The 26,057-nt window shown below is 66.1% G+C and carries 20 protein-coding genes; 3 read left to right on the forward strand and 17 right to left on the reverse strand.

Annotation, left to right across the window (positions count from 1 at the left end; genetic code table 11):
* Positions 1 to 102: 102 nt before the first annotated feature.
* From guaA to ndk, 12 genes are all read right to left on the reverse strand, one after another.
* Entirely contained in the window at positions 103 to 1,668 is a 1,566-nt protein-coding gene (gene guaA, locus ACM2ZB_RS05810; protein WP_005413109.1) for a glutamine-hydrolyzing GMP synthase, read from the reverse strand.
* Positions 1,669 to 1,778: 110 nt separating this feature from the next.
* On the reverse strand, positions 1,779 to 3,236 hold the full coding sequence (gene guaB / locus ACM2ZB_RS05815; protein WP_416057822.1) for an IMP dehydrogenase: 1,458 nt from the start codon (positions 3,234 to 3,236) through the stop codon (positions 1,779 to 1,781).
* A 215-nt stretch (positions 3,237 to 3,451) separates the two neighbouring features.
* Positions 3,452 to 4,327 (reverse strand): bifunctional methylenetetrahydrofolate dehydrogenase/methenyltetrahydrofolate cyclohydrolase FolD, encoded by an 876-nt coding sequence (folD, locus tag ACM2ZB_RS05820; protein ID WP_416057823.1) that lies wholly within the window; start codon positions 4,325 to 4,327, stop codon positions 3,452 to 3,454.
* 174 nt (positions 4,328 to 4,501) lie between these two features.
* The gene (locus tag ACM2ZB_RS05825; RefSeq protein WP_416057824.1) at positions 4,502 to 6,331 is read right to left on the reverse strand and encodes a monovalent cation:proton antiporter-2 (CPA2) family protein; all 1,830 of its coding nucleotides are present in this window, start codon (positions 6,329 to 6,331) and stop codon (positions 4,502 to 4,504) included.
* Between the two features lie 200 nt (positions 6,332 to 6,531).
* Positions 6,532 to 7,668 (reverse strand): molybdopterin-synthase adenylyltransferase MoeB, encoded by a 1,137-nt coding sequence (moeB, locus tag ACM2ZB_RS05830; protein ID WP_416057825.1) that lies wholly within the window; start codon positions 7,666 to 7,668, stop codon positions 6,532 to 6,534.
* A gap of 225 nt (positions 7,669 to 7,893) precedes the next feature.
* Positions 7,894 to 9,291 (reverse strand): ribosome biogenesis GTPase Der, encoded by a 1,398-nt coding sequence (der, locus tag ACM2ZB_RS05835; protein ID WP_416057826.1) that lies wholly within the window; start codon positions 9,289 to 9,291, stop codon positions 7,894 to 7,896.
* Between the two features lie 15 nt (positions 9,292 to 9,306).
* Positions 9,307 to 10,515: an outer membrane protein assembly factor BamB gene (bamB, locus tag ACM2ZB_RS05840; protein WP_416057827.1), complete on the reverse strand. Its 1,209-nt coding sequence runs from the start codon at positions 10,513 to 10,515 to the stop codon at positions 9,307 to 9,309.
* Positions 10,515 to 11,153, reverse strand: coding sequence for a YfgM family protein (locus ACM2ZB_RS05845; RefSeq protein WP_313439696.1), 639 nt, complete (start codon positions 11,151 to 11,153; stop codon positions 10,515 to 10,517). The genes bamB and ACM2ZB_RS05845 overlap by 1 nt, the downstream gene beginning before the upstream one ends.
* A 64-nt stretch (positions 11,154 to 11,217) precedes the next feature.
* The gene (locus tag ACM2ZB_RS05850) at positions 11,218 to 12,084 is read right to left on the reverse strand and encodes a helix-turn-helix domain-containing protein (RefSeq protein WP_416057828.1); all 867 of its coding nucleotides are present in this window, start codon (positions 12,082 to 12,084) and stop codon (positions 11,218 to 11,220) included.
* A 19-nt stretch (positions 12,085 to 12,103) separates the two neighbouring features.
* Positions 12,104 to 12,892, reverse strand: a complete 789-nt coding sequence (locus tag ACM2ZB_RS05855) for a type IV pilus biogenesis/stability protein PilW (RefSeq protein WP_416057829.1) — start codon at positions 12,890 to 12,892, stop codon at positions 12,104 to 12,106.
* The gene (rlmN, locus tag ACM2ZB_RS05860) at positions 12,879 to 14,084 is read right to left on the reverse strand and encodes a 23S rRNA (adenine(2503)-C(2))-methyltransferase RlmN (RefSeq protein WP_079221620.1); all 1,206 of its coding nucleotides are present in this window, start codon (positions 14,082 to 14,084) and stop codon (positions 12,879 to 12,881) included. The genes ACM2ZB_RS05855 and rlmN overlap by 14 nt, the downstream gene beginning before the upstream one ends.
* Positions 14,085 to 14,094: 10 nt before the next feature.
* Positions 14,095 to 14,520 (reverse strand): nucleoside-diphosphate kinase, encoded by a 426-nt coding sequence (gene ndk / locus ACM2ZB_RS05865; protein ID WP_176020966.1) that lies wholly within the window; start codon positions 14,518 to 14,520, stop codon positions 14,095 to 14,097.
* Positions 14,521 to 14,866: 346 nt separating this feature from the next.
* On the opposite strand from ndk, the gene ACM2ZB_RS05870 reads away from it, so the two are divergent.
* From ACM2ZB_RS05870 to ACM2ZB_RS05880, 3 genes are all read left to right on the forward strand, one after another.
* Positions 14,867 to 15,520, forward strand: a complete 654-nt coding sequence (locus ACM2ZB_RS05870; protein ID WP_313439685.1) for a TetR/AcrR family transcriptional regulator — start codon at positions 14,867 to 14,869, stop codon at positions 15,518 to 15,520.
* Positions 15,521 to 15,573: 53 nt separating this feature from the next.
* Positions 15,574 to 17,946 carry a 3-hydroxyacyl-CoA dehydrogenase/enoyl-CoA hydratase family protein gene (locus ACM2ZB_RS05875; RefSeq protein ID WP_416057830.1) on the forward strand — a complete coding sequence of 791 codons (2,373 nt, stop codon included), beginning with the start codon at positions 15,574 to 15,576 and terminating at the stop codon, positions 17,944 to 17,946.
* A 128-nt stretch (positions 17,947 to 18,074) separates the two neighbouring features.
* Complete coding sequence (locus ACM2ZB_RS05880) at positions 18,075 to 19,283, forward strand: acetyl-CoA C-acyltransferase (RefSeq protein WP_416057831.1); 1,209 nt, start codon at positions 18,075 to 18,077, stop codon at positions 19,281 to 19,283.
* 200 nt (positions 19,284 to 19,483) lie between these two features.
* Here ACM2ZB_RS05880 and ACM2ZB_RS05885 read toward each other — a convergent pair.
* The 5 genes from ACM2ZB_RS05885 to lapB all read right to left on the reverse strand — a co-directional run bounded on the left by ACM2ZB_RS05885 (position 19,484) and on the right by lapB (position 26,057).
* A protein-coding gene (locus tag ACM2ZB_RS05885) for an IS3 family transposase (protein WP_416057832.1) occupies positions 19,484 to 20,718 on the reverse strand; the annotation gives its coding sequence in 2 pieces (ribosomal slippage) (positions 19,484 to 20,367 and positions 20,367 to 20,718; 1,236 coding nt in all).
* Between the two features lie 375 nt (positions 20,719 to 21,093).
* On the reverse strand, positions 21,094 to 21,972 hold the full coding sequence (gene galU, locus ACM2ZB_RS05890; RefSeq protein WP_313439679.1) for a UTP--glucose-1-phosphate uridylyltransferase GalU: 879 nt from the start codon (positions 21,970 to 21,972) through the stop codon (positions 21,094 to 21,096).
* A complete protein-coding gene (locus tag ACM2ZB_RS05895; RefSeq protein WP_313439677.1) occupies positions 21,972 to 23,882 on the reverse strand; it encodes a nucleoside-diphosphate sugar epimerase/dehydratase in 1,911 nt (636 codons plus the stop codon). The genes galU and ACM2ZB_RS05895 overlap by 1 nt, the downstream gene beginning before the upstream one ends.
* A gap of 15 nt (positions 23,883 to 23,897) precedes the next feature.
* Positions 23,898 to 24,875 (reverse strand): MraY family glycosyltransferase, encoded by a 978-nt coding sequence (locus ACM2ZB_RS05900; protein WP_416057833.1) that lies wholly within the window; start codon positions 24,873 to 24,875, stop codon positions 23,898 to 23,900.
* 3 nt (positions 24,876 to 24,878) lie between these two features.
* A complete protein-coding gene (gene lapB / locus ACM2ZB_RS05905) occupies positions 24,879 to 26,057 on the reverse strand; it encodes a lipopolysaccharide assembly protein LapB (RefSeq protein WP_313439675.1) in 1,179 nt (392 codons plus the stop codon).

Here is a 26,057-nt window from a genome sequence, read left to right on the forward strand (position 1 = left end):
GCGGATCGAACCTTGGGAGAGATCCGACAAGTCTGGGTCGCGATCTACCGATGAGAGCCGACATGCAACAAGGGCGCCTCTCGGCGCCCTCATTCTTCCAACTCACTCCCACTCAATAGTCGCCGGCGGCTTCCCCGAGATGTCATAGACAACCCGCGACACCCCCCGCAACTCATTGATGATCCGGTTGCTCACCGTCCCCAGGAACTCATACGGCAGATGCGCCCAATGCGCCGTCATGAAGTCAATCGTCTCCACCGCCCGCAGCGCAATCACCCACTCATAAGCCCGCGCGTCACCCACCACGCCCACCGACTTCACCGGCAGGAACACGGCAAACGCCTGGCTGGTCTTGTCGTACAGATCGGCCTTGCGCAGCTCATCAATGAAGATGGCATCGGCCTTGGCCAGCAGCTCGGCGTATTCGCGCTTCACTTCACCCAGGATACGCACGCCCAGGCCCGGGCCCGGGAACGGATGGCGGTAGACCATGGTGCGCGGCAGGCCCAGCTCGACGCCCAGGCGGCGCACCTCGTCCTTGAACAGCTCGCGCAGCGGCTCCACCAGGCCCAGCTTCATGTGCTCCGGCAGGCCGCCCACGTTGTGGTGGCTCTTGATCACATGCGCCTTGCCGGTCTTGCTGCCGGCCGACTCGATCACGTCCGGGTAGATGGTGCCCTGCGCCAGCCACTTGGCGTTCTTCAGCTTGTTCGATTCTTCGTCGAAGATCTCAACGAACAGGTTGCCGATGATCTTGCGCTTGGCTTCCGGGTCGCTCACGCCTTCCAGCGCGGCGAAGTAACGGTCGGCGGCATTCACCCGTACCACCTTCACGCCCATGTGCTCGGCAAACATCGCCATCACCTGGTCGCCTTCCTGCCAACGCAGCAGGCCGGTATCCACGAACACGCAGGTCAGCTTTTCGCCGATGGCCTTGTGCAGCAGCGCGGCCACCACGGACGAATCGACGCCGCCGGACAGGCCCAGGATCACTTCGTCATCGCCCACCTGTTCGCGCACGCGGGCAATCTGGTCGTCGATGATGTTGGCGGCGGTCCACAGCGTCTGGCAGCCGCACACGTCCACCACGAAGCGGCGCAGCAGCGCCTGGCCCTGCAGGGTGTGGGTCACTTCCGGGTGGAACTGCACGCCGTACCAGCGCTTTTCTTCGTTGGCCATGGCGGCCACCGGAATGCGGTCGGTGGTGGCGGTGATGGTGAAGCCCGGCGGCGCAACGGAGACGTGGTCGCCGTGGCTCATCCAGACATTCAGCTTGGGCTCGCCGCCGTGGTCGCTCAGGCCCTTGAACAGTGCATCGGGGTTGATCACGTTCACTTCGGCGTGGCCGAACTCGCGCTGGTCAGCGGCTTCGGTGGCACCGCCCAGCTGGGCGGCCAGGGTCTGCATGCCGTAGCAGATGCCGAAGATCGGCAGGCCGCTGTCGAACACTTCCTGCGGCGCGGCCGGGGCGCCCGGCAGCGTGGTCGATTCCGGGCCACCGGACAGGATGATGCCCTTGGCGCCAAACGCCGCGATCTCGGCCGGGTTGTGGTCCCAGGCCCAGATTTCGCAGTAGACGCCCAGCTCGCGGATGCGGCGGGCGATCAGCTGCGTGTACTGCGCGCCGAAATCGAGGATCAGGATCTTGTCGTTATGGATGTTGGTCATGGCGCCCTGGCAATGCAGTAGGGAAAACGAAACTTCGAATGCTTTTTCAACAGCAGATAGAGAAAGAGGAACGGGAATCAGCTTCCTCGTTCCTCTTTGCCCGGCCCGCGTCAGGCGCGGTAGTTCGGCGGTTCCTTGGTGATGGTCACGTCGTGGACGTGGCTCTCACGCTGGCCAGCGCCGCTGATCTTGACGAACTTGGGCTTGGTGCGCATGTCGTCGATGGTGGCGCACCCCACGTAGCCCATGGTGGCGCGCAGGCCGCCCATCAGCTGGTGGATGATGCCGCCCACCGGGCCGCGGTACGGCACGCGGCCTTCGATGCCTTCCGGCACCAGCTTGTCGGCGGTGGCGGCGTCCTGGAAGTAGCGGTCCTTCGACCCCTTTTCCATGGCGGCCAGCGAACCCATGCCGCGGTAGCTCTTGTACGAACGGCCCTGGTACAGCTCGGTCTCGCCCGGCGATTCCTCGGTACCGGCCAGCAGGCCACCGACCATGATGGTGGAGGCACCGGCGGCCAGCGCCTTGCCGATGTCGCCCGAGTAGCGGATGCCACCGTCGGCGATCAGCGGGATGCGGTCCTGCAGCGCTTCGGCCACCAGATCAATGGCGGTCACCTGCGGCACGCCGACGCCGGCAACGACGCGGGTGGTGCAGATCGAGCCCGGGCCGATGCCGACCTTCACGGCGTCCGCGCCGCTGTCCAGCAGCGCCAGTGCGGCTTCGCCGGTGCAGATGTTGCCACCGATGACCTGCACGTGCGGGAAGTTCTTCTTCACCCAGGCAACGCGGTCCAGCACGCCCTGCGAGTGGCCGTGCGCGGTATCGACCACGATCACGTCCACGCCGGCGGCAACCAGCGCTTCCACGCGGCGATCGGTGTCGCCACCCACGCCGACGGCGGCGCCGACCAGCAGGCGGGTCGACAGATCCTTGGCAGCGTTGGGGAAGTCGGTGTTCTTCTGGATGTCCTTGACGGTGATCAGGCCACGCAGTTCGAACGAATCGTTGACCACCAGCACCTTTTCGATGCGGTTGCGGTGCAGCAGCTGCAGCACTTCATCGCTGGCGGCGCCTTCCTTGACCGTGACCAGGCGATCCTTCTTGGTCATGATGTGGCGGACCGGATCGTCCAGCTCGGTTTCGAAGCGCATGTCGCGATGGGTGACGATACCGGCCAGCAGGCCGTCGCTGCCCACCACCGGCACGCCGGAGATGTTGTGCGCCTGGGTCAGGGCCAGCACGTCGCGGATGGTGGTTTCCGGGCCGACGGTAATGGGGTCGCGGATGACGCCGGCCTCGAACTTCTTGACCTTGGCCACTTCCGCGGCCTGCTGTTCCAGGCTGAGATTCTTGTGGATGATGCCCATGCCGCCGAGCTGGGCCATGGCGATGGCCAAGCGGGCTTCGGTGACGGTATCCATGGCCGCAGACAGGATCGGAAGCTTCAGCTTCAGGTCTCGGGTCAACCGCGTTTCGAGGTTGACGTCCTTGGGCAGGATGGTCGAGTGGGCGGGGACGAGCGAGACGTCGTCGTAAGTGAGTGCTTCAGCCTGGATGCGCAGCATCGGCATACCCGAGATGTGGGGAAGCGCGACATTTTACCCCTTTTTCACGCCCCGTGGGAGGGGGTGGATGCGACGCAGTGTCGCGCGGGCGGGGACACGTTCAGCCTGTAGCGCCGAGCCCATGCTCGGCTGCTTTCCGGTCAGACCGCGATGAGCCGAGCATGGGCTCAGCGCTACAGCAGCCCCCCCGATCATGCCGACGGGCACGCACTCTCTCAGGACGCTTCCGCCGCTTCCAGGGTGTTCTGCATCAGGGTCGCCACGGTCATCGGGCCCACACCGCCCGGCACTGGGGTGATCCAGCTCGCCCGCTGGGCCGCCGCCTCGAACCCGACATCGCCCACCAGGCGGCCGTCATCCAGCCGGTTGATGCCCACGTCGATCACCACCGCGCCCGGCTTCACCCACTCGCCCGGCACGATGCCCGGGCGACCCACGGCCACCACCAGGATGTCGGCGTTGCGCACGGCCTGTTCCAGCACGTCCTTGGGGGTGAACTTGTGGCAGCTGGTCACGGTGCAGCCGGCAATCAGCAGCTCCAGGCCCATCGGCCGGCCCACGTGGTTGCTCACGCCCACGATGGTGGCGTTGCGGCCACGCACCGGCTGGTCGGTGTGGCCCAGCAGGGTGGTGATGCCGCGCGGGGTGCAGGGGCGCAGGCCGAATTCACGCAGGGCCAGGTGGCCGACGTTTTCCGGGTGGAAGCCGTCCACATCCTTGCGCGGGTCGATGCGCTGGATCAGGCGGCGCGCGTCGGGGATGCCGGGCAGCGGCAGCTGGATGAGGATGCCGTTGATCTTCGGGTCCGCGTTGAGCTGGTCGATCAGGTCGAGCAGTTCGGCTTCGCTGGTGCCGGCCGGCAGATCGTAGTCATGGGCTTCGATGCCAACCTTTTCGGCCGCGCGGCGCTTGTTGCGCACATACACGGTGGAGGCCGGATCGCCACCGACCAGCACCACGGCCAGACCGGGGCGGCTACCGCCAGCGGCCACGCGGGCGTCGACACGCACCTTCAGGCTGTCGAGCAGGTCCTCGGCAATACGGCGGCCATCGAGGATGCGGGCAGGAAGCTGGGGGGCGGAGTCAGTCATCGAATGCGGGGGCAGGCGGCGGCGGGGACGCTATTGTCCCTGATTCAGGCCCCCTCGCCCACCGCAATCGCACCGATGCGCCAGCTCCTGTAGAGCCGAGCCCATGCTCGGCTCGCGCGCGTAGCGCGGGTCCAGCGCGATCTGACTGAAGAGCAGCCGAGCATGGGCTCGGCTCTACTCCTCTTCCGGCACCTGGTCCGCATTCAACGTGCGGGCCTTGCGCTTGGGCGCGGTGAACGGGGTCGGGGTCGGCACGCCCGGCAGCGCGCTGCCGAACACCATGTGCGCACCGGCGCGCAGGCTGCCGCCGGCCATTTCCAGCTCGAAGCGCTCGGCGTCGCGCTCGCGGATCTGCTGGGCGATCTCCTGCGCGTCATCCTCGTCCGCACCCAGCTCCATCAGCGCGGCCTGGCCGAACAGCAGCGCCGATTCAAACGTCTCGCGGATCTGGAAATCGACGCCGGCATGGATCAGCCGCAGCGAATGCTCACGGTCGAACGAGCGCACCAGCAGCTTGGCCTGCGGGAATTCGTGCGCGACCAGTTCCACGATGCGGTCGGCATCCTCGGCGTTGTTCACGCACACGGCAATGGCGCGGGCGCTGCCGGCACCGGAAGCGTGCAACACATCCAGCCGGGTGCCATCGCCGTAGTAGATCTTGAAACCGAAGCGCTCGGCGTTGTGGATCATCTCCACGTCGTTGTCGATGATGGTCACGTCCACGTCGCGGGCCAGCAGCGACTGGCTGGCCACCTGGCCGAAGCGGCCGAAGCCGATCATCAGCACGCTGCCGGACAGGCCATCGGCGGTGTCCACGCCTTCCAGGCTGACTTCCTGCTGCGGCGCCACGCGCTTGTAGACCAGCACCACCAGCGGGGTGAGCGCCATCGACAGCACCACCACGGCAGTGAAGTTGGCATTGATGTCCATGTTGATGACGCCCGCGCTGGCAGCGGCGGAGAACAGCACGAAGGCGAATTCGCCGCCCTGCGCCATCAGCACGCCACGGTCCATCGCCTGTGCGTGGTCGCTGCCCATCACCCGCGCCACCACGTAGATGCACAGCGCCTTGGCGGCCATCAGCGCCAGCACCAGGCCGACGATCATCGGCCAGTTGCCGGCCACCACGCCCAGGTCCAGCGCCATGCCCACGCTGAGGAAGAACAGGCCCAGCAGGATGCCGCGGAACGGTTCGATGTCCGCTTCAATCTGGTGGCGGAAGGTGGATTCGCTCAGCAGCACGCCGGCCAGGAAGGCGCCCATCGCCATCGACAGGCCGGACAGCTGCATCAGCAGCGCCGCACCCAGCACCACCAGCAGTGCGGCGGCGGTCATCACCTCGCGCGCCTTGGCTTCGGCCAGCAGGCGGAACAGCGGGTTCAGCAGGAAGCGGCCGACCAGCACCAGGCCGATGATGGCGCCGGCGCCAATGGCCACCGACAACCAGCGCGAGCCCTCGCCATCGGCGCTGCCGGCGCTGGGCGCCATCCACGCCACCAGGGCCAGCAGCGGCACGATCAGCAGATCTTCGAACAGCAGGATGGAAACGATCTTCTGCCCCGACGGCAGCGCGATATCACCGCGCTCGGCCAGCAGCTGCATCACCACGGCGGTGGAGGTGAGCACGAAGCCGGTGGCACCGATGAAGGCGACCTGCCACGGCAGGCCGAACAGTTTGGCGATGCTGGTCAGCACCAGCGCGCAGGTGACGATCTGCAGCGTGCCCAGCCCGAAGATTTCCTTGCGCAGGCTCCACAGGTGCGAGGGCCGCATCTCCAGGCCGATCACGAACAGGAACATGACCACGCCCAGCTCGGCCGTATGCAGGATCGCCTGCGGATCGGAGAACCAGCCCAGGCCGAACGGTCCGATCGCCAGGCCAGCGGTGAAATAGCCCAGCACCGAGCCCAGGCCGAGCCTGCGGAACAGGGGCACCATCACCACTGCCGCGCCCAACAGGGCCACGACCTTGACCAGTTCGCTGGTCGCTGCTTCTACCGCCATGCGGTGTTTCCCCAAGAACCGAAATCGGCCTCAACGATAGAGCATGTTTTCTGACGGCAATAGCACGGGCGTTGCGTTTGCTTGTGCCGAAAATAGAACGATGGCGTAATTTATACCCAGCATCGTTCCGAAATCGCCGGCATTCATCCACACCATGTGTCAGTAGATCCACGCCATGCGTGGATGCGGATGCGCAGCAATCACCCGCCCCGGCAGAACGCGGCGTAATCGATATACCCCGGGAACGGCACCCCCGGCGCGCACACCGGGCACTGCGGGTCCGGCCCGATGCCGGTTTCGCGGAAGCGCATGCCCAGCGCATCAAAGCGCAGCAGGCGCCCCACCAGCGGCTCGCCGATACCCAGCAGCAGCTTCAGCACTTCGGTGGCCTGCAGCACGCCAGCCAGGCCGGGCAGCACCCCCAGCACGCCCGCCTCGGAACAATTGGGTGCGAACTCCGGCGGCGGCGGTTCGGGGAACAGGCAGCGGTAGCACGGCGCCACACCGCGCTGGCGGCCAGCATCGAACACGCTCACCTGGCCGTCGAAGCGCTCGATGGCGGCATAGACCATGGGTTTCGCGTGCTTGATGCAGGCATCGTTGAGCAGGTAGCGGAGCGGGAAGTTGTCCGAGCCGTCCAGCACCACGTCCACCCCTTCCAGCAGGCGGTCGACATTTTCCGAGGTCACCCGCTCGGGCACTGCTTCGACGTCGATGGACGGGTTCAGCGCCAGCAGCCGTTCGCGCGCGGAGTCGACCTTCAGCTGGCCGACGCTGGCTTCGGTATGCACGATCTGCCGGTGCAGGTTGCTGCGCTCCACCCGGTCGTGGTCGGCGAAGCGCAGGTGCCCTACCCCGGCCGCAGCCAGATAGAAGCCGGCAGGCGCCCCCAGGCCACCGGCCCCCAGCACCAGCACGCGCGATTGCTGCAGGCGGCGCTGGCCCGCCTCGCCCACCTGCGGCAGCAGCAGGTGGCGCGAATAGCGGTCGTAGAAATCGCGGTCGGCCGCATCCAGCAGGGGCTGCACCAGTGGCAGCGCCTGCTCGCGCCAGGCCACGGTGCCACCGGCCACCGAGGCGACATTGGAATAGCCCGCGTCCTGCAGCGCCTGCGCGGCGTCCGCCGAGCGCTTGCCGCTCTGGCAGATCAGCAGGATTTCCTGATCCACGGCCGGCAGGTGCGCGGCCGGGTCGGCCAGCAGTGCATCCTTGGCCACGCCGCGCGCGCCCTCGGCCATGCCACCGGCACGTTCGTGCGCCTGCCGCACATCGATCAGCACCGCACCATGGGCCACGCGTGCCCGTGCCTGTTCCGGGGAAAGCTCTGGAATGCTCATGCGCCCATTGTAGAGCCGAGCCCATGCTGAGCCGAGCGTAGGCTCGGCTCTACACGGGTAGCGTCCGGCCCCGTTGTAGAGCCGAGCCCACGCTCGGCTGCCTTTCCGCCGACCTCCCAGGAGCCGAGCATGGGCTCGGCTCTACACGCTAGCACCGGGCCATGCCCGGCGGATGGCCCGGCACTACCAACGAAAAAGGCGGCCCTGAGGCCGCCTTCTTCTGCATCACTTGCCCTTGACGTGCTTCATCAAGCGCCGCTTGGCCTTGACCTGCCGTTCGGTGAGCACGTTCTTCTTGCCCTCGTACGGGTTGGCGCCTTCGCGGAAGATGAAGCTCACCGGCGTGCCGATCAGCTTGAAGCGCTTGCGGAAGAAGTTTTCCAGGTAGCGCTTGTACGATTCCTGCAGCTCCTTCAGGCGCGTGCCGTGCACGATGAAGGTGGGCGGGTTTGCGCCAGCCGGGTGCACGTAACGCAGCTTGGAGACGTGGCCGCGGATGGTCGGCGGCGGGTTGGTCTCGTAGGCCATTTCCAGCGCCTTGTTCACTTCGCTTGTGGTGAAGGTCTTGTTGGCCGATTCGTGCGCGCGGTGCACCGCACGGAACAGCTCGCGCAGACCCGAACCATGCTTGGCCGAAATGCGCACCGACTCGGCCCACGGCACGAAGCCCAGGCGCAGCGACAGCATGGTTTCGGCCTGTTCGCGCTGGTATTCGGTCAGGCCATCCCACTTGTTGATGGCGATGACCAGCGCACGGCCGGCGTCCAGCACCGCGCCCAGCACGGTGGCATCCTGGTCGGTCACGCCTTCGGTGGCGTCCAGCATCAGCACGGCCACCTGGCACTGCTCGATGGACTGCATGGTCTTGACCACCGAGAACTTCTCGACAACCTCGTCCACGCGCGAACGGCGGCGCAGTCCGGCGGTATCGATCAGGCGGTATTCGCGGCCATCACGCTCCAGGTCCACGGCGATGGAATCGCGGGTGGTGCCCGGCACGTCCGAGGCGATCATGCGCTCTTCGCCGAGGATGCGGTTGACCAGGGTCGACTTGCCCACATTCGGGCGGCCAACGAAGGCGATGCGGATGCGGTTCGGATCGTTGTCCAGCTCTTCGCCACTGCCCTCTTCCGGCAGGCGCTGGACCACTTCTTCAAGCAGGTCATCCAGGCCCTGGCGGTGCGCGGCCGACACGGTCAGCATTTCGCCGAAGCCATACCGGGCGAATTCCGAGCGGACGGTGTCCTCGTCGGTGCCATCGATCTTGTTGATCAGCAGCAGCGTCGGGCGCGACAGCTTGCGCAGCCAGGCCAGGATCTCGTCGTCCATGGCCGAGGTGCCCTCGCGGGCATCGACAACGAACAGGATCAGATCGGCTTCGGCCGCCGCAGCGCGGGCCTGGCGCGTGGTAGCGCCAGCCAGGCCTTCCTCTTCTTCGGCAATACCACCGGTGTCCACGACGAGGAAATGGTTGTCCTCGTCCAGACGGCAGACGCCGTAGTTGCGGTCGCGGGTGACGCCGGGCTGGTCATGGACCAGGGCGTCACGCGTGCGGGTCAAAGCATTGAAGATGGTCGACTTGCCGACATTCGGCCGTCCAACCAGGGCGACCAAAGGCAGCATCGCGAGTACTCCGTATTAATTTGCCAACCGGAAGGCGGTCAGCTTGCCATCAACGTTCTGCACCAGCAGCACCCCATCAGCGACGATCGGCTGGGCCAGCAAGGCGTCACCGCCGCTCTTGGCCCGTGCCGCCAAAGCGCCATCGGAGGTCTGCAGCCAGTGCAGGTATCCCTTGTAGTCACCGACCACCACGTAGTCGCCCTGCAGCACCGGGCCGGTCAGCGAACGACGGGCCAGTGCGGTCTGCGACCACATTGCCGCGCCGCTGGCCTTGTCCAGGCCGAACACGCCGCCCTTGTTGTCGGTAACGAAAACATTGCCCGAAGACACCGCCACGCCGCCGGCGCCGCCATGGTCGCGCGCCCACAGCGGGCGACCGGTCGGGCCTTCGATGGCCATGGTCTGGTTCTTGAAGCTGCTCACGAACAGTGTATTGCCTTCCAGCACCGGGGCGCCGTCGACATCGGCCATGCGCTCCAGCTCGGTGCGGCCTTCGGGGCTGCCCACGACCTGCTCCCAGAGGGTGCGGCCATCCTGCATGGCCAGGGCGGCGACAGCGCCGTCGTCCTTGCCGATGAACAGCACGCCCGGGCCGGTGACCACCGGCGCGTTGCCGCGCACGGTCAGCGCCGGCAGCTCGCTGGGGTTGAACCACTTCTGGGTGCCGTTTTCCGCTTCGAAGGCGGTGATGCGGCCGTCATTGCTGCGCACGAACACCAGGCCCTGCGACACGGCCGGAGCCGAGATCACTTCGCCCGGCACGCGGGCGCGCCACTTCTCGCTGCCATCGTTGATGTCCAGCGCGATCACCTGGCCATCGAGGGTACCGATGACCACCAGGTTCTCGCCGACACCCGGGCCGCCGGACAGGCGCAGCTTGGCCTTCTTCTTTTCCTTCTGCGGCTCCCAGGTCCAGACCTTCTTGCCGGTCTGCAGATCCAGGGCGTGCACGCCACCGGTGATGGCCGCGGCGAACACGTGGCCATTGGCCACTGCCGGGCCCTGGCGCACGCCGATGCGGCGCTCGCCCTTGCCCAGGTTCACCGACCAGGCCTTGTTGACCTTCAGGGTGGGCTCGAACTTGACCAGTTCGGCCGGCTCCTGTGCCTTCTTGGCGGCGGCATCCTTACCCGCGAACCAGCCCTTCATGGTGCTGCAGCCGGTCAATGCCATGCCCAGCAGCAGGACCGAGGCGACGCGCGTGATCATGACCTTCTGACTCATCAAACCGACTCCGCAGGGGCGGCGACGGTGCCGCCGGCGTCCATTACCTTGGTTTCCAGCAGGCGCCGCTGCGGCGCTGCCACGTCCAGCGTCTTCAGCGCCTTCTCGTATTGTTCGCGGGCTGCATCACGCTTGCCCTGCGCCAGCAGCGCATCGCCATGGATTTCCAGGCTGCTGCTGTCGGTGGCGCTGCCCATCAGCTTGATGGCTTCCTCGCTCTTGCCGGTAGCCACCAGCAGGCGGGCGACACGCTGGTCGACCACGCGCTGCAGGTCGCCTTCGACCTTCACCGCGCGCAGGGTGGCCAGCGCTTCTTCGTTCTTGCCGGCGTCAACCTGCGCCTTGGCCAGCTGCAGGGCTGCCAGGTCGCCGTAGATGCTGGACGGGCCAGCCTCCAGCGCCTTCACCGCCTTGGCGGCGTCATCCAGCTTGTTGGCCTGCAGGCCGACCAGGGCCTTCTGGTATTCGACATTGGCCGAAGCCAGCTTGCCGCCCTGGTCCTTCTGGTACCACTGCCAGCCGGCAATGGCGCCGATGGCGATCGCTACGCCACCCAGGATGCTGGCGCCATTCTTCCGCAGCCAGCTGCGGACACGTTCACTTTGTTCGTGCTCGTCGAGCAGATCGTCGATCGCCATGCGTACTCTCGCCCCGCCCGTCGGGAGGGACCATTGGGATTATCGAAGGTGGTGAAACCGCGTCTCAGTGTGAAACCGGGACAACGGAGCCTTCAGAGGATACCTGAAAGCGGGCCACGTTGGCTCGCTGGTAGGGGGTCAGATCGACGATAGCGCCGTTCTGCTGAACCTGGACCGCCGAGGCATTGCCCAGGGTCACGCGGCTGACCTGGCCCGGGGTGAAGCTGCGGGTCTCGCCGGCCTTGATCAGCGCCTTCTCGACCGAGCCGCCATCGGGGCCGGCAATATCGACCCAGCTGTCGCCACTGAACTGCATGTCCAGGTTGGCGGTGGCCGGGGCGGCCGGGGCCGGGCGCGGCACCGGGGCCAGCGAAGCCACGTACGGGGTGGCCGCCGGCTTGGCGGCCGCGGCAGCCGGTTCGGCACTGGCCGCCGGCTCGCTGCCCACGGCGGACGGGGTGACCGGCACGGCGGCCGGGATCGCGTCCAGCGAGGCGGTGTTCGGCGCCGGGGTGCTGCTGCCATCGAAATGGCCGCGGGTAGCGAACCAGACCGGCACGGCCAGCACGGCGGTGATACCGACATACAGCGCACGCCGGCCGAGGTTTTCGGCAATGCGGCGCGCACGCGGGGTATGGGTATGGCTGACCAGGGTGGGCGGAACCACCGGGCCGACCTGGGCCTGTTCCAGCAGCTGGCTGATATCCACGTTCAGCAGCCGCGCATAGCTGCGCAGCTGGCCACGCACGAATACCGGGGCGCCGAGCTTCTGCCACTGTTCTTCTTCGAGCGACTTGACCACCTGGACCGGCATGCGCAGGCGCTGGCCGACATCATCAAGGGTCAGTCCGGCCGCCTCGCGGGCCTGGCGCAGGCGAGTGCCGCAGCCGGCCGCAGTATCGAGAGCGCTCACAGTCTGGTCATCAATCACAATGCATCAACCCTGGAGTTTAGGAGCCCGCGTCCTGCGGAAATTCCTGTCGAATCCGCTGCAGATAACGATCGGATGCCGCCTGATCGCCCAGTCGCGCCTCGATTTCAGACGCAAGTTGTAACACGGAACGCGTGGCCGGTGCAGCCGCAATCCTACGTTCGGCGAAGGCCCGGGCCTCGAGGAACTGGCCGCCACGGAAGTTCAGCAGGGCCATGGCTTCGAGTGCGACGGGATTATCCGGGCCCTGTGCCAGGGCCGCGCGCAGGTCACGTTCGGCGCGTTCGCGCTGCCCCGCATCCAGTGCGCAGCTGCCGGCATTGGCCAATGCCGCGGCGGGGGTGGCGTAGCCGGGCGCCTGCAGGGCACGGTCGAACCACACCAGCGATTCGGCCGCGTGGCCGTGCTGGCACAGCCACGCCGCGTAATTGTTGAGGACGTCACCGCGCTGCGGGGCCAGTTCGGCGGCGCGACGGAAGCCGTCGCCGGCCTGCTTCTGGCTGCCGCGGCGGTCGTCGATACCGGCCAGCAGCATCACCGCATCCACGCCGTTGGACTGGATCTTCAGGGCGCGGCGCACCTTGCGCTCGGCCTCGTCCAGGTTGCCCACCTGCATGTCGCGGGCGGCCAGGGCGAGCAGATCCTCGTAGTGGAACCGGCTGCGTACGCCCGGCGCATCGCGCGCGGTTCGGACCGGGGCAACGCCACCGGGCCCGATGGGAATTTCATTGGTGGTGGTGCAACCGCTGGCCGAGACGGCCAGCACGCCTGCGAACAGGGCTGGCCAGAGACGGTCAAGCGGCCGCATCGCTCCCCTTCCCTGCCTGCAGCGTCTTGTTGAACTCCGCCTGGCGGCGGGTGCGATCCATCACCTGGCCCTTGAGCTGGCCACAGGCCGCATCGATGTCGTCGCCACGGGTGCGGCGGACCATCGTCAGCACGTTGCTGTCCAGCAGGATCTTCTGGAAGGCACGGATGTGCGCTTCTTCGGAACGCTCGTAGCGGGTGCCGGGGAACGGATTGAACGGAATCAGGTTGACCTTGCCCGAATCCTTGGCCTGCACCGCGTTGTCGAACTGGCGCATGAGGCGGGCCAGCTCGCGGGCATGCTCGGGCTTGTCGTTGATGCCCTTCATCAGGGTGTATTCGAAGGTGACCGATTCGCGGCGCTTGTTGGCGCGCAGGTAGCGTGCGCAGGACGCCATCAGCTCGGCGATCGGGTACTTCTTGTTGAGCGGCACCAGCGTTTCGCGCAGCGCGTCGTTCGGCGCGTGCAGCGACACCGCCAGCGACACGTCGCTTTCGGTGGACAGGCGGTCGATCTGCGGCACCAGGCCGGAGGTCGACAGGGTCACGCGCTTGTTGGCCAGGCCGTAGCCCAGATCGTCGCGCATCACGCTCATGGCGCGCACGACGTTGTCGAAATTCATCAGCGGCTCGCCCATGCCCATCATCACCACGTTGGTGAGGCGGCGCATCTGGTGCGGCACGTTGCCCAGGTGGCGCGCGGCAACCCACACCTGGCCGATGATCTCGGCGGTGGTCAGGTTGCGGTTGAAGCCCTGGGTGGCGGTGGAGCAGAACGTGCAGTTCAGGCCGCAGCCGACCTGCGAAGACACGCACAGCGTGCCGCGGGTCTTGTCGGGGATGTACACGGTCTCGATGGCGTTCTTGCCATCCACGCCCATCGCCAGCAGCCACTTGTGGGTGCCGTCGGCGGAGGGCTTGTCGAACACGATGTTGGGAACCAGCACCTCGGCATGGGCCTGCAGCTTGGCGCGCAGGACCTTGCCGAGGTCGGTCATTTCATCGAAATCGGTGACGTAGCGATGGTGGATCCACTTCATCACCTGATGGGCACGGAACTTCTTTTCGCCAAGAACCTCGACGAAAAACTTCTCCAGGCCCGCGCGATCAAGGTCGAGCAGGTTCTGCTTGCCAGCCGTGGGTGCCGACTTGGGCAGCGGCTGGATGGCGGGGGACTGTACGACCTCGTTCACGGCATTACTCTCAGCGCGAAACGACTTCGGTGGCGGCGAAGAAGTAGGCGATTTCAATCGCGGCATTCTCGACCGAGTCCGAGCCGTGGGCGGCGTTGGCATCGATGGATTCGGCGAAGTCGGCGCGGATGGTGCCCGGCGCGGCTTCCTTCGGGTTGGTGGCGCCCAGCAGGTCGCGGTGGGCCAGGACGGCGTTCTCGCCTTCCAGGGCCTGGATCATCACCGGGCCGGAGATCATGAACTCGACCAGCGCGTTGAAGAACGGACGCTCGCGGTGCACGGCGTAGAAGCCTTCGGCTTCACGGCGCGACAGCTGCTTGTACTTGGCGGCCACGACCTTCAGGCCGGCCTTCTCGAAGCGGGCGTAGATTTCGCCGATGACGTTCTTGGCAACTGCGTCCGGCTTGACGATCGAAAGGGTGCGCTCCAGCGCCATGGGATGTCTCCAATGGGATCGGGCCGCTGATGGCCCGAAGGGTAACATGAAAAAAACCCGCGTCGGGACGCGGGCTTAGCCTGATAAACGTAGGCGAATTGTAAGAGATAACGTGGCCGGGTGGTAGAGGGCCGTGCGGCCCTGCCGTAGAGCCGAGCCCATGCTCGGCTGGCCTTTGGGCCGAAAAGCAGCCGAGCGTGGGCTCGGCTCTACAGGTTCAGGCCCGCCCCATTCACCCACCTGAGCGGAATCTGACCGCCCCGGCCATTTTGCTGCACTGCAAAATGCCATACGCCACCGTCTGGTTCTAGTATCAAACAATCGTTTGATTAAGGTCCGCCCGCCGATGGCCAAGCCCGCCCACTTCTCGACCAAGGACCGGATCCTCGGTGCCGCCGAGGAGCTGTTCGCCCTGCACGGCTTCGCCGGCACGTCGCTGCGCCAGGTGACCAGCCAGGCCGACGTCAACATCGCGGCGGTCAACTACCACTTCGGCTCCAAGGAAAACCTGGTCAACGAGGTCTTCCGCCGGCGCATGGACGAAATGACCGCGGCCCGCCTGGCCCAGCTGGAACGTGCCCGCAGCGAGCACCCCGGGCAGCTGCGCCCGGTGCTGGCCGCCTTCGTCGAACCGGCCCTGGCCATGGCCCAGGACCGCCAGAGCGGCGGCGCCTTCGTGCGCGTGATCGCCCGCGCCTATGCCGAAAAGAACGACAACCTGCGCAAGTTCCTGTCCGACCACTACGGCCACGTGCTGCGTGCCTTCGGCAAGGCCATTGCCGAATGCGTCCCGGGCCTGAGCAAGGAGGAGCTGTACTGGCGCCTGGATTTCCTGGCCGGTTCGCTTACCTATGCCATGGCCGACTTCGGGCTGATCAAGCGACCCGCCGGTGTCACCGAAGCGGCGCATCGTGCCCATGCCGCCCATGAACTGATCCATTTCGCCGAAGCCGGGTTCCGCGCCGCCGCACGCGGCAGTGCCCTGCCCGCTTCCCCGTGATTCCACCGGGTGTGACCCACCCAGTAACTGCTGACCAACAAAGGCCCTACACCATGTCCAATTCCCTGCTAGTCCGCCGCGCCGCCGTGCTGGGTGCCGGCGTCATGGGTGCCCAGATTGCCGCCCACCTCACCAACGCTGGCGTCGACACCGTGCTGTTCGACCTGCCCGCCAAGGAAGGTCCGGCCGATGGCATCGTGCTGAAGGCGATCGCCAACCTGGGCAAGCTGAGCCCGGCGCCGCTGGCCAGCAAGTCGCTGGCTGAAGCCATCACCCCGGCCAACTACGAGTCCGGGCTGGACCAGCTGAAGGACTGCGACCTGATCATCGAGGCCATCGCCGAGCGCATGGACTGGAAGCAGGACCTGTACAAGAAGATCGCCCCGTTCGTGGCCGACCACGCGGTGCTGGCCTCCAACACCTCCGGCCTGGGCATCAACAAGCTGGCCGACGTGCTGCCCGAGCAGCTGCGCCACCGTTTCTGCGGCGTGCACTTCTTCAACCCGCCGCGCTACATGCACCTGGCCGAACTGATCCCGGCCAGCACCACCGACGCCGCCGTGCTGGAAGGCCTGGAAGAATTCCTGGTCACCACCCTGGGCAAGGGCGTGGTGTACGCCAAGGACACCCCGAACTTCATCGGCAACCGCATCGGCGTGTTCTCGATCCTGTCCACCATCCACCACACCCAGGAATTCGGCCTGGGCTTCGATGAAGTGGACGGCCTGACCGGTCCGCTGGTCGGCCGCCCGAAGTCGGCCACCTACCGCACCTCCGACGTGGTCGGCCTGGACACCATGGCCCACGTCATCAAGACCATGGGCGACACCCTGCCGAACGACCCGTGGCATGAATTCTTCAAGTCGCCGAAGTGGCTGGACGCACTGATTTCCAAGGGCGCACTGGGCCAGAAGACCGGCGCCGGCATCTTCCGCAAGGTCGGCAAGGACATCGTCGTCCTCGACCTGGAAAAGCAGGACTACCGCCCGGCTGACCGCACCGCCGCGCCGGAAGTGGTCGAGATCCTGAAGATCAAGAACCCGGCCGAGAAGTTCGCCAAGCTGCGCGAAAGCCAGCACCCGCAGGCGCAGTTCCTGTGGGCGACCTTCCGTGACCTGTTCCACTACAGCGCCTACCACCTGGCCGACATCGCCGAGACCGCGCGCGACGTCGATCTGGCCATCCGCTGGGGCTACGGCTGGTCGCTGGGCCCGTTCGAGACCTGGCAGGCCGCCGGCTGGAAGCAGGTCGCACAGTGGATCGCCGATGACATCGTCGCCGGCAAGAGCATGAGCAGCGCCCCGCTGCCGGACTGGGTGTTCGATGGCCGCGACGGCGTGCACGCCGCCGAGGGCAGCTACAGCCCGTCGCGCAACGCCAAGCTGCCGCGTTCGGCGCTGCCGGTGTACCAGCGCCAGCGCTTCCCGGATCCGCTGCTGGGCGAGAAGTTCGCCCCGGGCGAGACCGTGTTCGAGAACGACGGCCTGCGCATGTGGCACGACGGCGACGGCATCGCCGTGGTCAGCTTCAAGACCAAGATGAACACCGTCTCCGACCAGGTGCTCGATGGCCTGCAGGAATGCGTCAGCCGCGCCGAGAAGGATTTCCAGGGCCTGGTGATCTGGCAGCAGAAGGAACCCTTCTCCGCCGGTGCCGACCTGGCCGGTGCACTGGGCCTGCTGCAGGCCGGCAAGGTCGACCAGTTCGAAGAGATGGTCGCCAACTTCCAGCGCACCAGCCAGCGCATCAAGTACTCGCTGGTGCCGGTGGTGGCTGCGGTGCGTGGCCTGGCCCTGGGCGGCGGCTGTGAGTTCCAGATGCACAGCGCCAAGACCGTGGCCTTCCTGGAAAGCTACATCGGCCTGGTCGAGGCCGGTGTCGGCCTGCTGCCGGCCGGTGGCGGCCTGAAGGAACTGGCCGTGCGTGCCTCGCAGGCTGCGGGCCCGGGCGGTGACGTGTTCGCCGAACTGAAGAAGACCTTCGAGACCGTGGCCATGGCCAAGGTGTCCAACTCGGCCGTCAACGCCAAGGAACTGGGCCTGCTGCGCAGCACCGACAAGGTGGTGTTCAACAGCTACGAGGCCCTGCACATCGCCAAGGCCGAAGCCCGTGCGCTGGCCGAAGCAGGTTATCGTCCGCCGCTGCCGGCACGCCGCATCCAGGTGGCCGGTGACGTGGGCATCGCCACCTTCAAGATGATGCTGGTCAACATGCTGGAAGGCCGTTTCATCAGCCCCTATGACTACGAGATTGCCGAGCGCATCGCCACCGTGCTGTGCGGCGGCAAGGTCGACCGCGGCACCCTGGTGGACGAAGAGTGGCTGCTGACCCTGGAGCGCAAGCACTTCGTCGAACTGGCGCAGCAGGAAAAGACCCAGGCCCGCATCGCGCACATGCTGAAGACCGGCAAGCCGCTGCGTAACTGATTGATGGCGGGTGCCGGCTGCGGCCGGCACGCCTCTGCCTCTGGTAGGTGCCAACCGTTGGTCGGCACTCCGGCTGTAGCAGTCGAGCATGGCTCGACTCTACAAAACCCATTCGAGAGATCACCGCAATGACCAAGCAAATCCAGGACGCCTACATCGTCGCCGCCACCCGTACCCCGGTCGGCAAGGCGCCCAAGGGCATGTTCCGCAACACCCGCCCCGACGACATGCTTGCGCACGTGCTGCGCAGCGTCGTCGCCCAGGCCCCGGGCGTGGACGTCAACCGCATCGATGACGCGATCATCGGCTGCGCCATGCCGGAAGCCGAGCAGGGCATGAACGTGGCCCGCATCGGCGTGCTGCTGGCCGGCCTGCCGAACACGATTGCCGCGCAGACCGTGAACCGCTTCTGCTCCTCCGGCCTGCAGGCCGTGGCGCAGGCCGCCGACGCGATCCGCCTGGGCAACGCCGACCTGATGCTGGCCGGCGGCACCGAATCGATGTCGATGGTGCCGATGATGGGCAACAAGATCGCGATGGCGCCGAGCGTGTTCGACAACGACCACGTGGCCATCGCCTACGGCATGGGCATCACCGCCGAGAAGGTGGCCGAAGAGTGGAAGGTCTCGCGCGAAGACCAGGACGCCTTTGCCCTGGCCTCGCACCAGAAGGCCATGGCCGCCATCCAGAACGGCGACTTCAAGGATGAGATCAGCCCGTACGAGATCGTCTCGCACCTGCCGGACCTGGCCGATGGCCAGCGCATCATCACCCGCAACAAGCTGGCCGACACCGACGAAGGCCCGCGCCCGGATTCGTCCGCTGAAGGCCTGGCCAAGCTGCGCCCGGTGTTCCGCAACGGCCAGTTCGGCGGCACGGTCACCGCCGGCAACTCCTCGCAGATGAGCGACGGCGCCGGCGCCGTGCTGCTGGCTTCGGAACAGGCGATCAAGGATTACGGCCTGACCCCGCTGGCCCGTTTCGTCAGCTTCTCGGTGGCTGGCGTGCGCCCGGAAGTGATGGGCATCGGCCCGATCGCCGCGATTCCGAAGGCCCTCAAGCAGGCCGGCCTGACCCAGGACCAGCTGGACTGGATCGAGCTCAACGAAGCCTTCGCCGCGCAGTCGCTGGCGGTGATCCGCGATTGCGGCCTGGACCCGAGCAAGGTCAACCCGTTGGGCGGCGCGATTGCCCTGGGCCACCCGCTGGGTGCGACCGGCGCGATCCGCACCGCCACCCTGCTGCACGGCCTGCGCCGTCGCCAGCAGAAGTACGGCATGGTGACGATGTGCATCGGCACCGGCATGGGCGCGGCGGGCATTTTCGAAGCGCTGTAAGGTTCAAAGCGTTGGCGGTTGGGATGTCGGTGTACTGAGGGGCCCGGGTGGGTGAGACTACCCGGAAAAGGCCGGGGTCAGAGCCCTTTGCTGCGCAAAGGGATCCGACCCCGGTAGATCCACGCCAGGCGTGGATGCCTCTGCTCTGTGACTCGTCCTGCCATAGGTTGACACCTATGGGGTGGATGATCCGGCCGCCGTCAGGCGGCCAAAGACGCCCGATGCATCGCATCGGGCGTCTGCATTTTAAGTGACAGGTGGGGTCGCTCGGCGTTGTAGATCTGCACTGCCTCAGCCGCCATCTGCCGTGCCTGACCCAGGTCCAGTGGGCGATGAAGCAAAAACTCGCATTTGAGGATCCCGTTGATCCGCTCCGCCAGCGCGTTCTGATAGCAGTCGTAGCCGTCGGTCATGGAGCAGGTCAGGCCATGCTTGGCGTGGATGTTCTGGTAGTTGTCCGAGCAGTACTGGATGCCTCGATCCGAATGATGGATCAGACGCTGTCTGGTTTTCCGCGCTTTCAGAGCCATTTCCAATGCTTGTGCGGTGTGTTCGGTCTGCAGCGTCTCATTCACGCTCCAGCCCACGATCTTGCGTGACCAGGCGTCTGTAACCAGGCTCAGGTAAACGAAATTTCCATCTGTGGGCAGATAGGTGATATCCGCGACCCATACCTGTTCACTGCCGGTCGGCATCACGCATCCCTCGCCCGGTTTAAGCAGGTTCGGGTGCCTCCGGAAGCGGTGATGACTGTTGGTGGTCTTGTGATACGCACGACGGTGCGGCACCAGCAGCCGTGCTTCTCGAAGCACGTCAAATAGACGGTCCCGACCCAGAGCGATTCCCGCCTCCTGCAGCTTCGGTTCAATCAGGTGATGCAGCTTGCGTGTACCGACCCGAGGCTGGCGCGCGCGGCAATCGCTCACCAGCGCCAAGGCTGTGGCATCAGCAGCGTTTCGCCGCTGATGGCGGTGCCCCGCCTGATAGAACGCCTGCCGACTGATGCCGAAATGGCGGCAAGCCCTTGCCACGCTTATGCCTTTGAGGCGCCTTTGCGTGAGGACTTGCCGGAAGGCTTTTTTACGATTTTCACACCGTAATCCTCTTTGAGGACGTCCACGATCGCCTCGAAGAGCTGCGCCTTCTCGTTTGCCTCCCGCAACTGGACCTGCAGGGCCTTGATCTGTTGTTCCGGCGTAAGCGGCTTGGCCGCTCCGGCTTTGGGGACAGTACTCATGGGAGGGAATGATGCCCCAGCCGACCAATCTTGCCGACCATGCCGACGAAGCCAGGAAAGCACCGTGGTGCGCCCTTGGATCCCATAGCGCTCCTGAGCCTTTTTGTAAGTCAGTTCCCCGCGCTCGACCTGGTCGACCACCGACAACTTGAAGGCCAGCGAGTAATCCCGCTGGCTGCGCCTGACTGTTGATTTCATTGAACATTCCTTTTCCAGAGGGAAAAGGTGTCAACCCAATTCAGGACGGGTCACTGGAAACGAAAAAGGCAGCCATCGGCTGCCTTTCTTGTTTCTGCTCTGCCTTTGATTCCGCCCTTCCCGTCCGCGCCACCAGCCAACTGTCGAGAGGCGGGTGCGGGCCGATGCAGGACCGCAGGCGCCATGGGCCCGAGGCATGCCTCGGGCGGGTTGGGCAGGACGCTCAACCCCGGTCTTGCCGTGTGCGCAGGACAGCGGCACACGAGCAAGGCGCCTACGAGCCCCCAGGGATGGGTTCACGGCGTGTCCTGCAGCGGCCCGCCCCCGCCTCCCTACCTGTGCCGGGAGGCCTGCACGGAGCGCTTGATAAAACCCTTATTCCGCCAGCATCGCCGCCAGCTTCTCCCGCGCCGGGCCAGCCAGCTTCGGGTTATCCAGCGCAAACCGGATCGTCGCCTCAACCAGCCCCAGATGCGTACCGCAGTCGAACCGGGTGCCCTCGAAACGATAGGCATCCACTTCATCGGTCTGCAGCAGCTGCGCGATCGCATCGGTCAGCTGGATCTCGCCGCCCGCGCCACTGCCGGTGCTTTCCAGCAGCTCGAAGATCTTCGGGCTCAGCACGTAGCGGCCAACCACCGCCAGGTCGCTGGGTGCGTCCTCCGGCTTGGGCTTTTCCACGATCTGCGAAATGCGGCCCTTGCGGCCATCGAACGCCTCGGTGGCGACGATGCCGTAGCTGGCCGTCTTCTCGTGCGGAACGTCTTCCACGGCAATCACGCTGGCGCCGCTGGCCTCGTTGAGGTCGGCCATCTGCTTGAGCGCACCGGCGCCGCGGTTCCAGATCAGGTCGTCGGGCAGCAGCACGGCAAACGGCTCATCGCCGATCACCGCCTTGGCGCAGAGCACCGCATGGCCCAGGCCCAACGCCTCGGCCTGGGTGACGAAGATCGCACGCACGCCCTCGGGCAACACGTGGCGGATCAGCTCCAGCTGCTCCTGCTTGCCGGCACGCTCGAGCTTCTGCTCGAGTTCGTAGGCCTTGTCGAAATAGTCGGCGACGGCATGCTTGTAACGGTTGGTGATGAACACCAGGGTGTCACAGCCCGCCTCGATCGCCTCATCCACGGCGTACTGGATCAGGGGCCGATCGATGATCGGCAGCATTTCCTTGGGAACCGTCTTGGTTGCCGGCAGGAAGCGCGTACCAAGACCTGCCACCGGGAATACCGCCTTGCGAATACGCTTGCTCATTAGTGCCTGCTGGCCTCACGTGCTGGAAATGGCACGACTTTAGCGGACGAGATGTAAGCGTCTTGTTCGATTGGCGAGAATTCGGGCATGGTCGCGAACAGGATTTCCTGGATCGTGGCCGTGTCGTACTCGGCAATAGCCTCGCGCAGCTTCGGCACGTTGCCCAGCACGATGTCGCGCGAGAACGTGCGCACGCCCGCCTCCAGCACCTTCGGGTGCGAGGTCGGCCGGTAGTCCTCGTCCGAATAGAACAGGGTCTCGTGCAGCTTCTCGCCCGGGCGCAGGCCGGTGTAGATGATCGGGATGTCCTTGTACGGCTGCTTGCCGGCCAGGCGGATCATCTGCTCGGCCAGCACGCGGATCGGCACCGGCTCGCCCATGTCCAGCGTATAGATGGCGCCATGCGACGCCGACGCCGCTGCCTGCAGGATCAGCTGGCAGGCCTCGGGAATGGTCATGAAGTAGCGGGAGACTTCCGGATCGGTCACGGTGACCGGGCCACCCTTGAGGATCTGGTCGCGGAACAGCGGCACCACGCTACCGGCCGAAGCCAGCACGTTGCCGAAGCGCACGGTCACGAAACGGGTGTGCGAGGACTTCTGGTCCAGGCTCTGGCAGATCATTTCCGCATAGCGCTTGCTGGCGCCCAGCGCGTTGACCGGGTCGACCGCCTTGTCGGTGGAAATGAACACGAAATGCTCGACGCGCGCTTCCAGGCAGGCGCGGGCGACATTTTCGGTGGCCAGGATGTTGTTGCGCACGGCCTCGCGCAGCTGCCGCTCCAGCACCGGCACGTGCTTGTAGGCGGCGGCATGGAAGGCGGTGTCGACCGGATGCAGCGACAGCGCATGGCGCATCACCGCCGGGTCACCACAGTCACCCAGCACCGCTTCGATCTGTACATCGGGGAAGCTGCGGCGCAGCTCGTGCTCGATGGTCAGCAGCAGCAGTTCGCTGATCTCCAGCAGCACGATGCGACCGGCACCATGGCGCGCGCACTGGCGGCACAGTTCCGAGCCGATCGAACCACCGGCACCGGTGACCATCACGGTACGGCCCCCCAGCCAGCCGCGGATCAGGTTCCAGTCCGGCATGATCGGCTTGCGACCGAGCAGGTCTTCAATGGCCACTTCCTTCAGCTGGCCCGGCAGCGACTGGCCCTGCAGGATGTCGCTGAGCTTGGGCACGGTGCGGAACGGGATGCCGGTGCTTTCGCAGATGGCGACCACGCGCTGCATGCCCACCGCGTCCAGCGAAGGAATGGCGATGACCAGCAGCTTGGCCGCAGTTTCGCGCGCTACCGCCGGAGCATCGTCCAGGGTGCCCAGGATCGGCAGGCTCTGCAGCTTGGCGCCGCGCAGGTGCGGGGCATCATCCAGCAGGCCGACCGGTTCGAAATGGCCCGAACGGCGCAGGTCACGCACCAGGGTCTCGGCAGCCTGGCCGGCACCCAGGATCAGTACGCGGCGGGCCGTGGAGTCGGATTGCAGCGCCTGGTAGTCCTTCCAGGCCCGGTACAGCAGGCGCGGCGCACCCAGCAGGGCCGACAGCGCGAACGGATAGATGACCAGCACCGACAGCGGCACGCCGTTGAAGCGCTTCCAGGCCAGCACCAGGACGATGGCGACCAGGCCGATGAAACTGGCCTTGAAGATGTTCAGCAGGTCGCTGACGCTGGCGAAGCGCCACAGGCCGCGGTACAGGCCCACGCGCCAGAACACGATGCCCTGCAGGGCCAGGACCAGGGTCGTATCGACATTCCACAACGGCAACGACGGCGCGTCGGGCAGGATCGAGTAGCGACCGGCATGCAGCAGCTGCCAACAGGCCCAGACCATGAAAAGGTCATGGCAGACGATGGCCATGCGCGGCATCAGACCGAGGATTCTGTCCCGCCAGGGTGAAGACATATTTCGTTTAATTCCTTATCGATTGCGCAATCCATTGCGCAGGAGGAGCCAGAGCAGAGCCAGCGCGGATATCCACGCGACCGCTACGGCAGCCTCCCACCTCGGCTGCAAGTTGGTGCAGACATTGAACACTGTAATGCTGAACAGGCCTAAAACAAAGTACATCCCTGTCACCTGGGCGTGGCTGGCTCCTGCCTGCACCGCGCGCTGGTAGACATGCTGGGTGTGGGGTTCCATCCAGCGTTGTCCGGAAAGCATGCGCGCCAACAGCGTGAAGCCCGCGTCCACAAGAAAGGGAGAAAGCGGCACCAGCAGCAGGAGCCAGTTGATATCGGTACGCAGGGCCGCCACGGCGACCACCACCGACACCGCATACCCCAGCGCGCCACTGCCTACATCCCCCATGAAGATGCGCGCCTTCGGGAAATTGAACGGCAGGAAACCCAGGCAGGCCAGGCCAAGCACGATCGCCACCAGCGACCAGGGCCACGGCAGCACCGCAGCGAAGCCCAGCGCGGCGATGACGGCCTGGCTGCTGGCGATGCCGTTGATCCCATCCATGAAGTTCCAGATGTTGATCAGCGAGGCGGTGAACAGCAGCACCAGTACGGCCAGCAGCCAGCTGCCGCCGTTCATCTTGACCACGGTGGCCAGCAGGCCGGCGGCGATGAAGTGCACCAGCAGGCGGCGCAGGGCCGGCAACGGGCGATGGTCATCCCACCAGCCGATACCCGCCACCAGCACCAGGCCCAGGCTGGCCAGCAGCAGGCTGGGCAGCGCCTGCGGCCAGGCCCACATGGCCACGCCTGCGGCCACCAGCAGGCTGATGACGATGGCAATGCCGCCGCCGCGCGGGGTGGCCACGCTGTGGCTGCGGCGCTCCCCCGGCTGGTCCAGCAGCTGCCGGCGCAGCGCATAGCCGCGCGCCGCCCAGGTCAGGCCGGCGCTGAGCAGGGCCAGACCCAGCAGCGCGCCCATCACGAGCCACGGCATGGGTCAGAGCACCGCGTAGTTCAGCAGCGGCTTGACCGTGCCCCATTCCTTGCAGCTGGGGCACTGCCAGTGGTGGGTGCGCGCACCGAAGCCACAGCGCGTGCAGCGGTATGCCGGGTTGCGCACCAGCAGCTGGTCGGTGATGTGCTTGAGGTCGTGCAGGGTAGCGGTGGAATCGGCACCCTCGGCCAGGGTCAGGTCGATCAGGGCGGATTCGCCACGGACCGAGGGGCGATCCTTCAGCTGGCGGCCAAGATAGGCACGGGCCGGGGCCACGCCTTCCTGCTCTTCCATCAGGCGGGTCAGCGCCAGCACCGGGGCGATGCCGCGGTAGTGCTCGGTCATTTCCGACAGGAAGGCGCGTGCGCCGCCGAGATCACCGACCTTGCGGTAGTTCTCCATCAGCGCCGGCAGCAGCTCGGGCAGGTATTCCGGGTCGTTGCGGGCAGCGCGCTCGAAGGCGCGCACGGCGGCTTCGGCATTGCCCGCATCGGTCTCCAGACGGCCTTCGATGATGCCCGCACGCACCGACATGGCGTCGGCCTGGTAGGCACGGGCAATGGCCGCCCTCGCCTCTTCCAGCTTGCCGGCACCCCGGAAGCGCTCGGCCAGTTCGCATTCGAACTGCCCGATCAGCTTGCCCATCGGGTCGCCGGTCACTTCCTCGAAACGGGTGGCGTTGTCGATCGCCTTTTCCCAGTCACGCTCGGCCTGGTAGATGCCGATCAGGTGCTTGAGCGCCTGCGGGGCGCGCTGGTCGAGCTGGGCCAGTTCGGTGAACACGGTTTCTGCGCGGTCCAGCAGGCCGGACTTCATGTAGTCCTCGCCCAGGGCCAGCAGGGCCTGCACGCGCTGTGCGTCACTCAGGTCGTGGCGGTTGACCAGGCCCTGGTGCAGACGGATGGCGCGGTCGACCTCGCCACGGCGGCGGAACAGGTGGCCCAGCGCGACCTGGGTCTCGAAGGTTTCCTTGTCCAGCTCGGCGATGTGCAGGAACAGCTCGATGGCCTTGTCCGGCTGCTCGTTGAGCAGGTAGTTCAGGCCACGGAAATAGGTGCTGGACAGGCGGCTGACCTGGTTGTCGCCGTGGCGCTGCCCACCACGCCGCCCGATCACCCAGCCAGCGACAGCCGCCAGGGGCACGAACAGGAAGAACCAGAACCACTCAGTGACGAAATCCAT

Source organism: Stenotrophomonas maltophilia (assembly GCF_047782825.1).
GTDB lineage: Bacteria > Pseudomonadota > Gammaproteobacteria > Xanthomonadales > Xanthomonadaceae > Stenotrophomonas.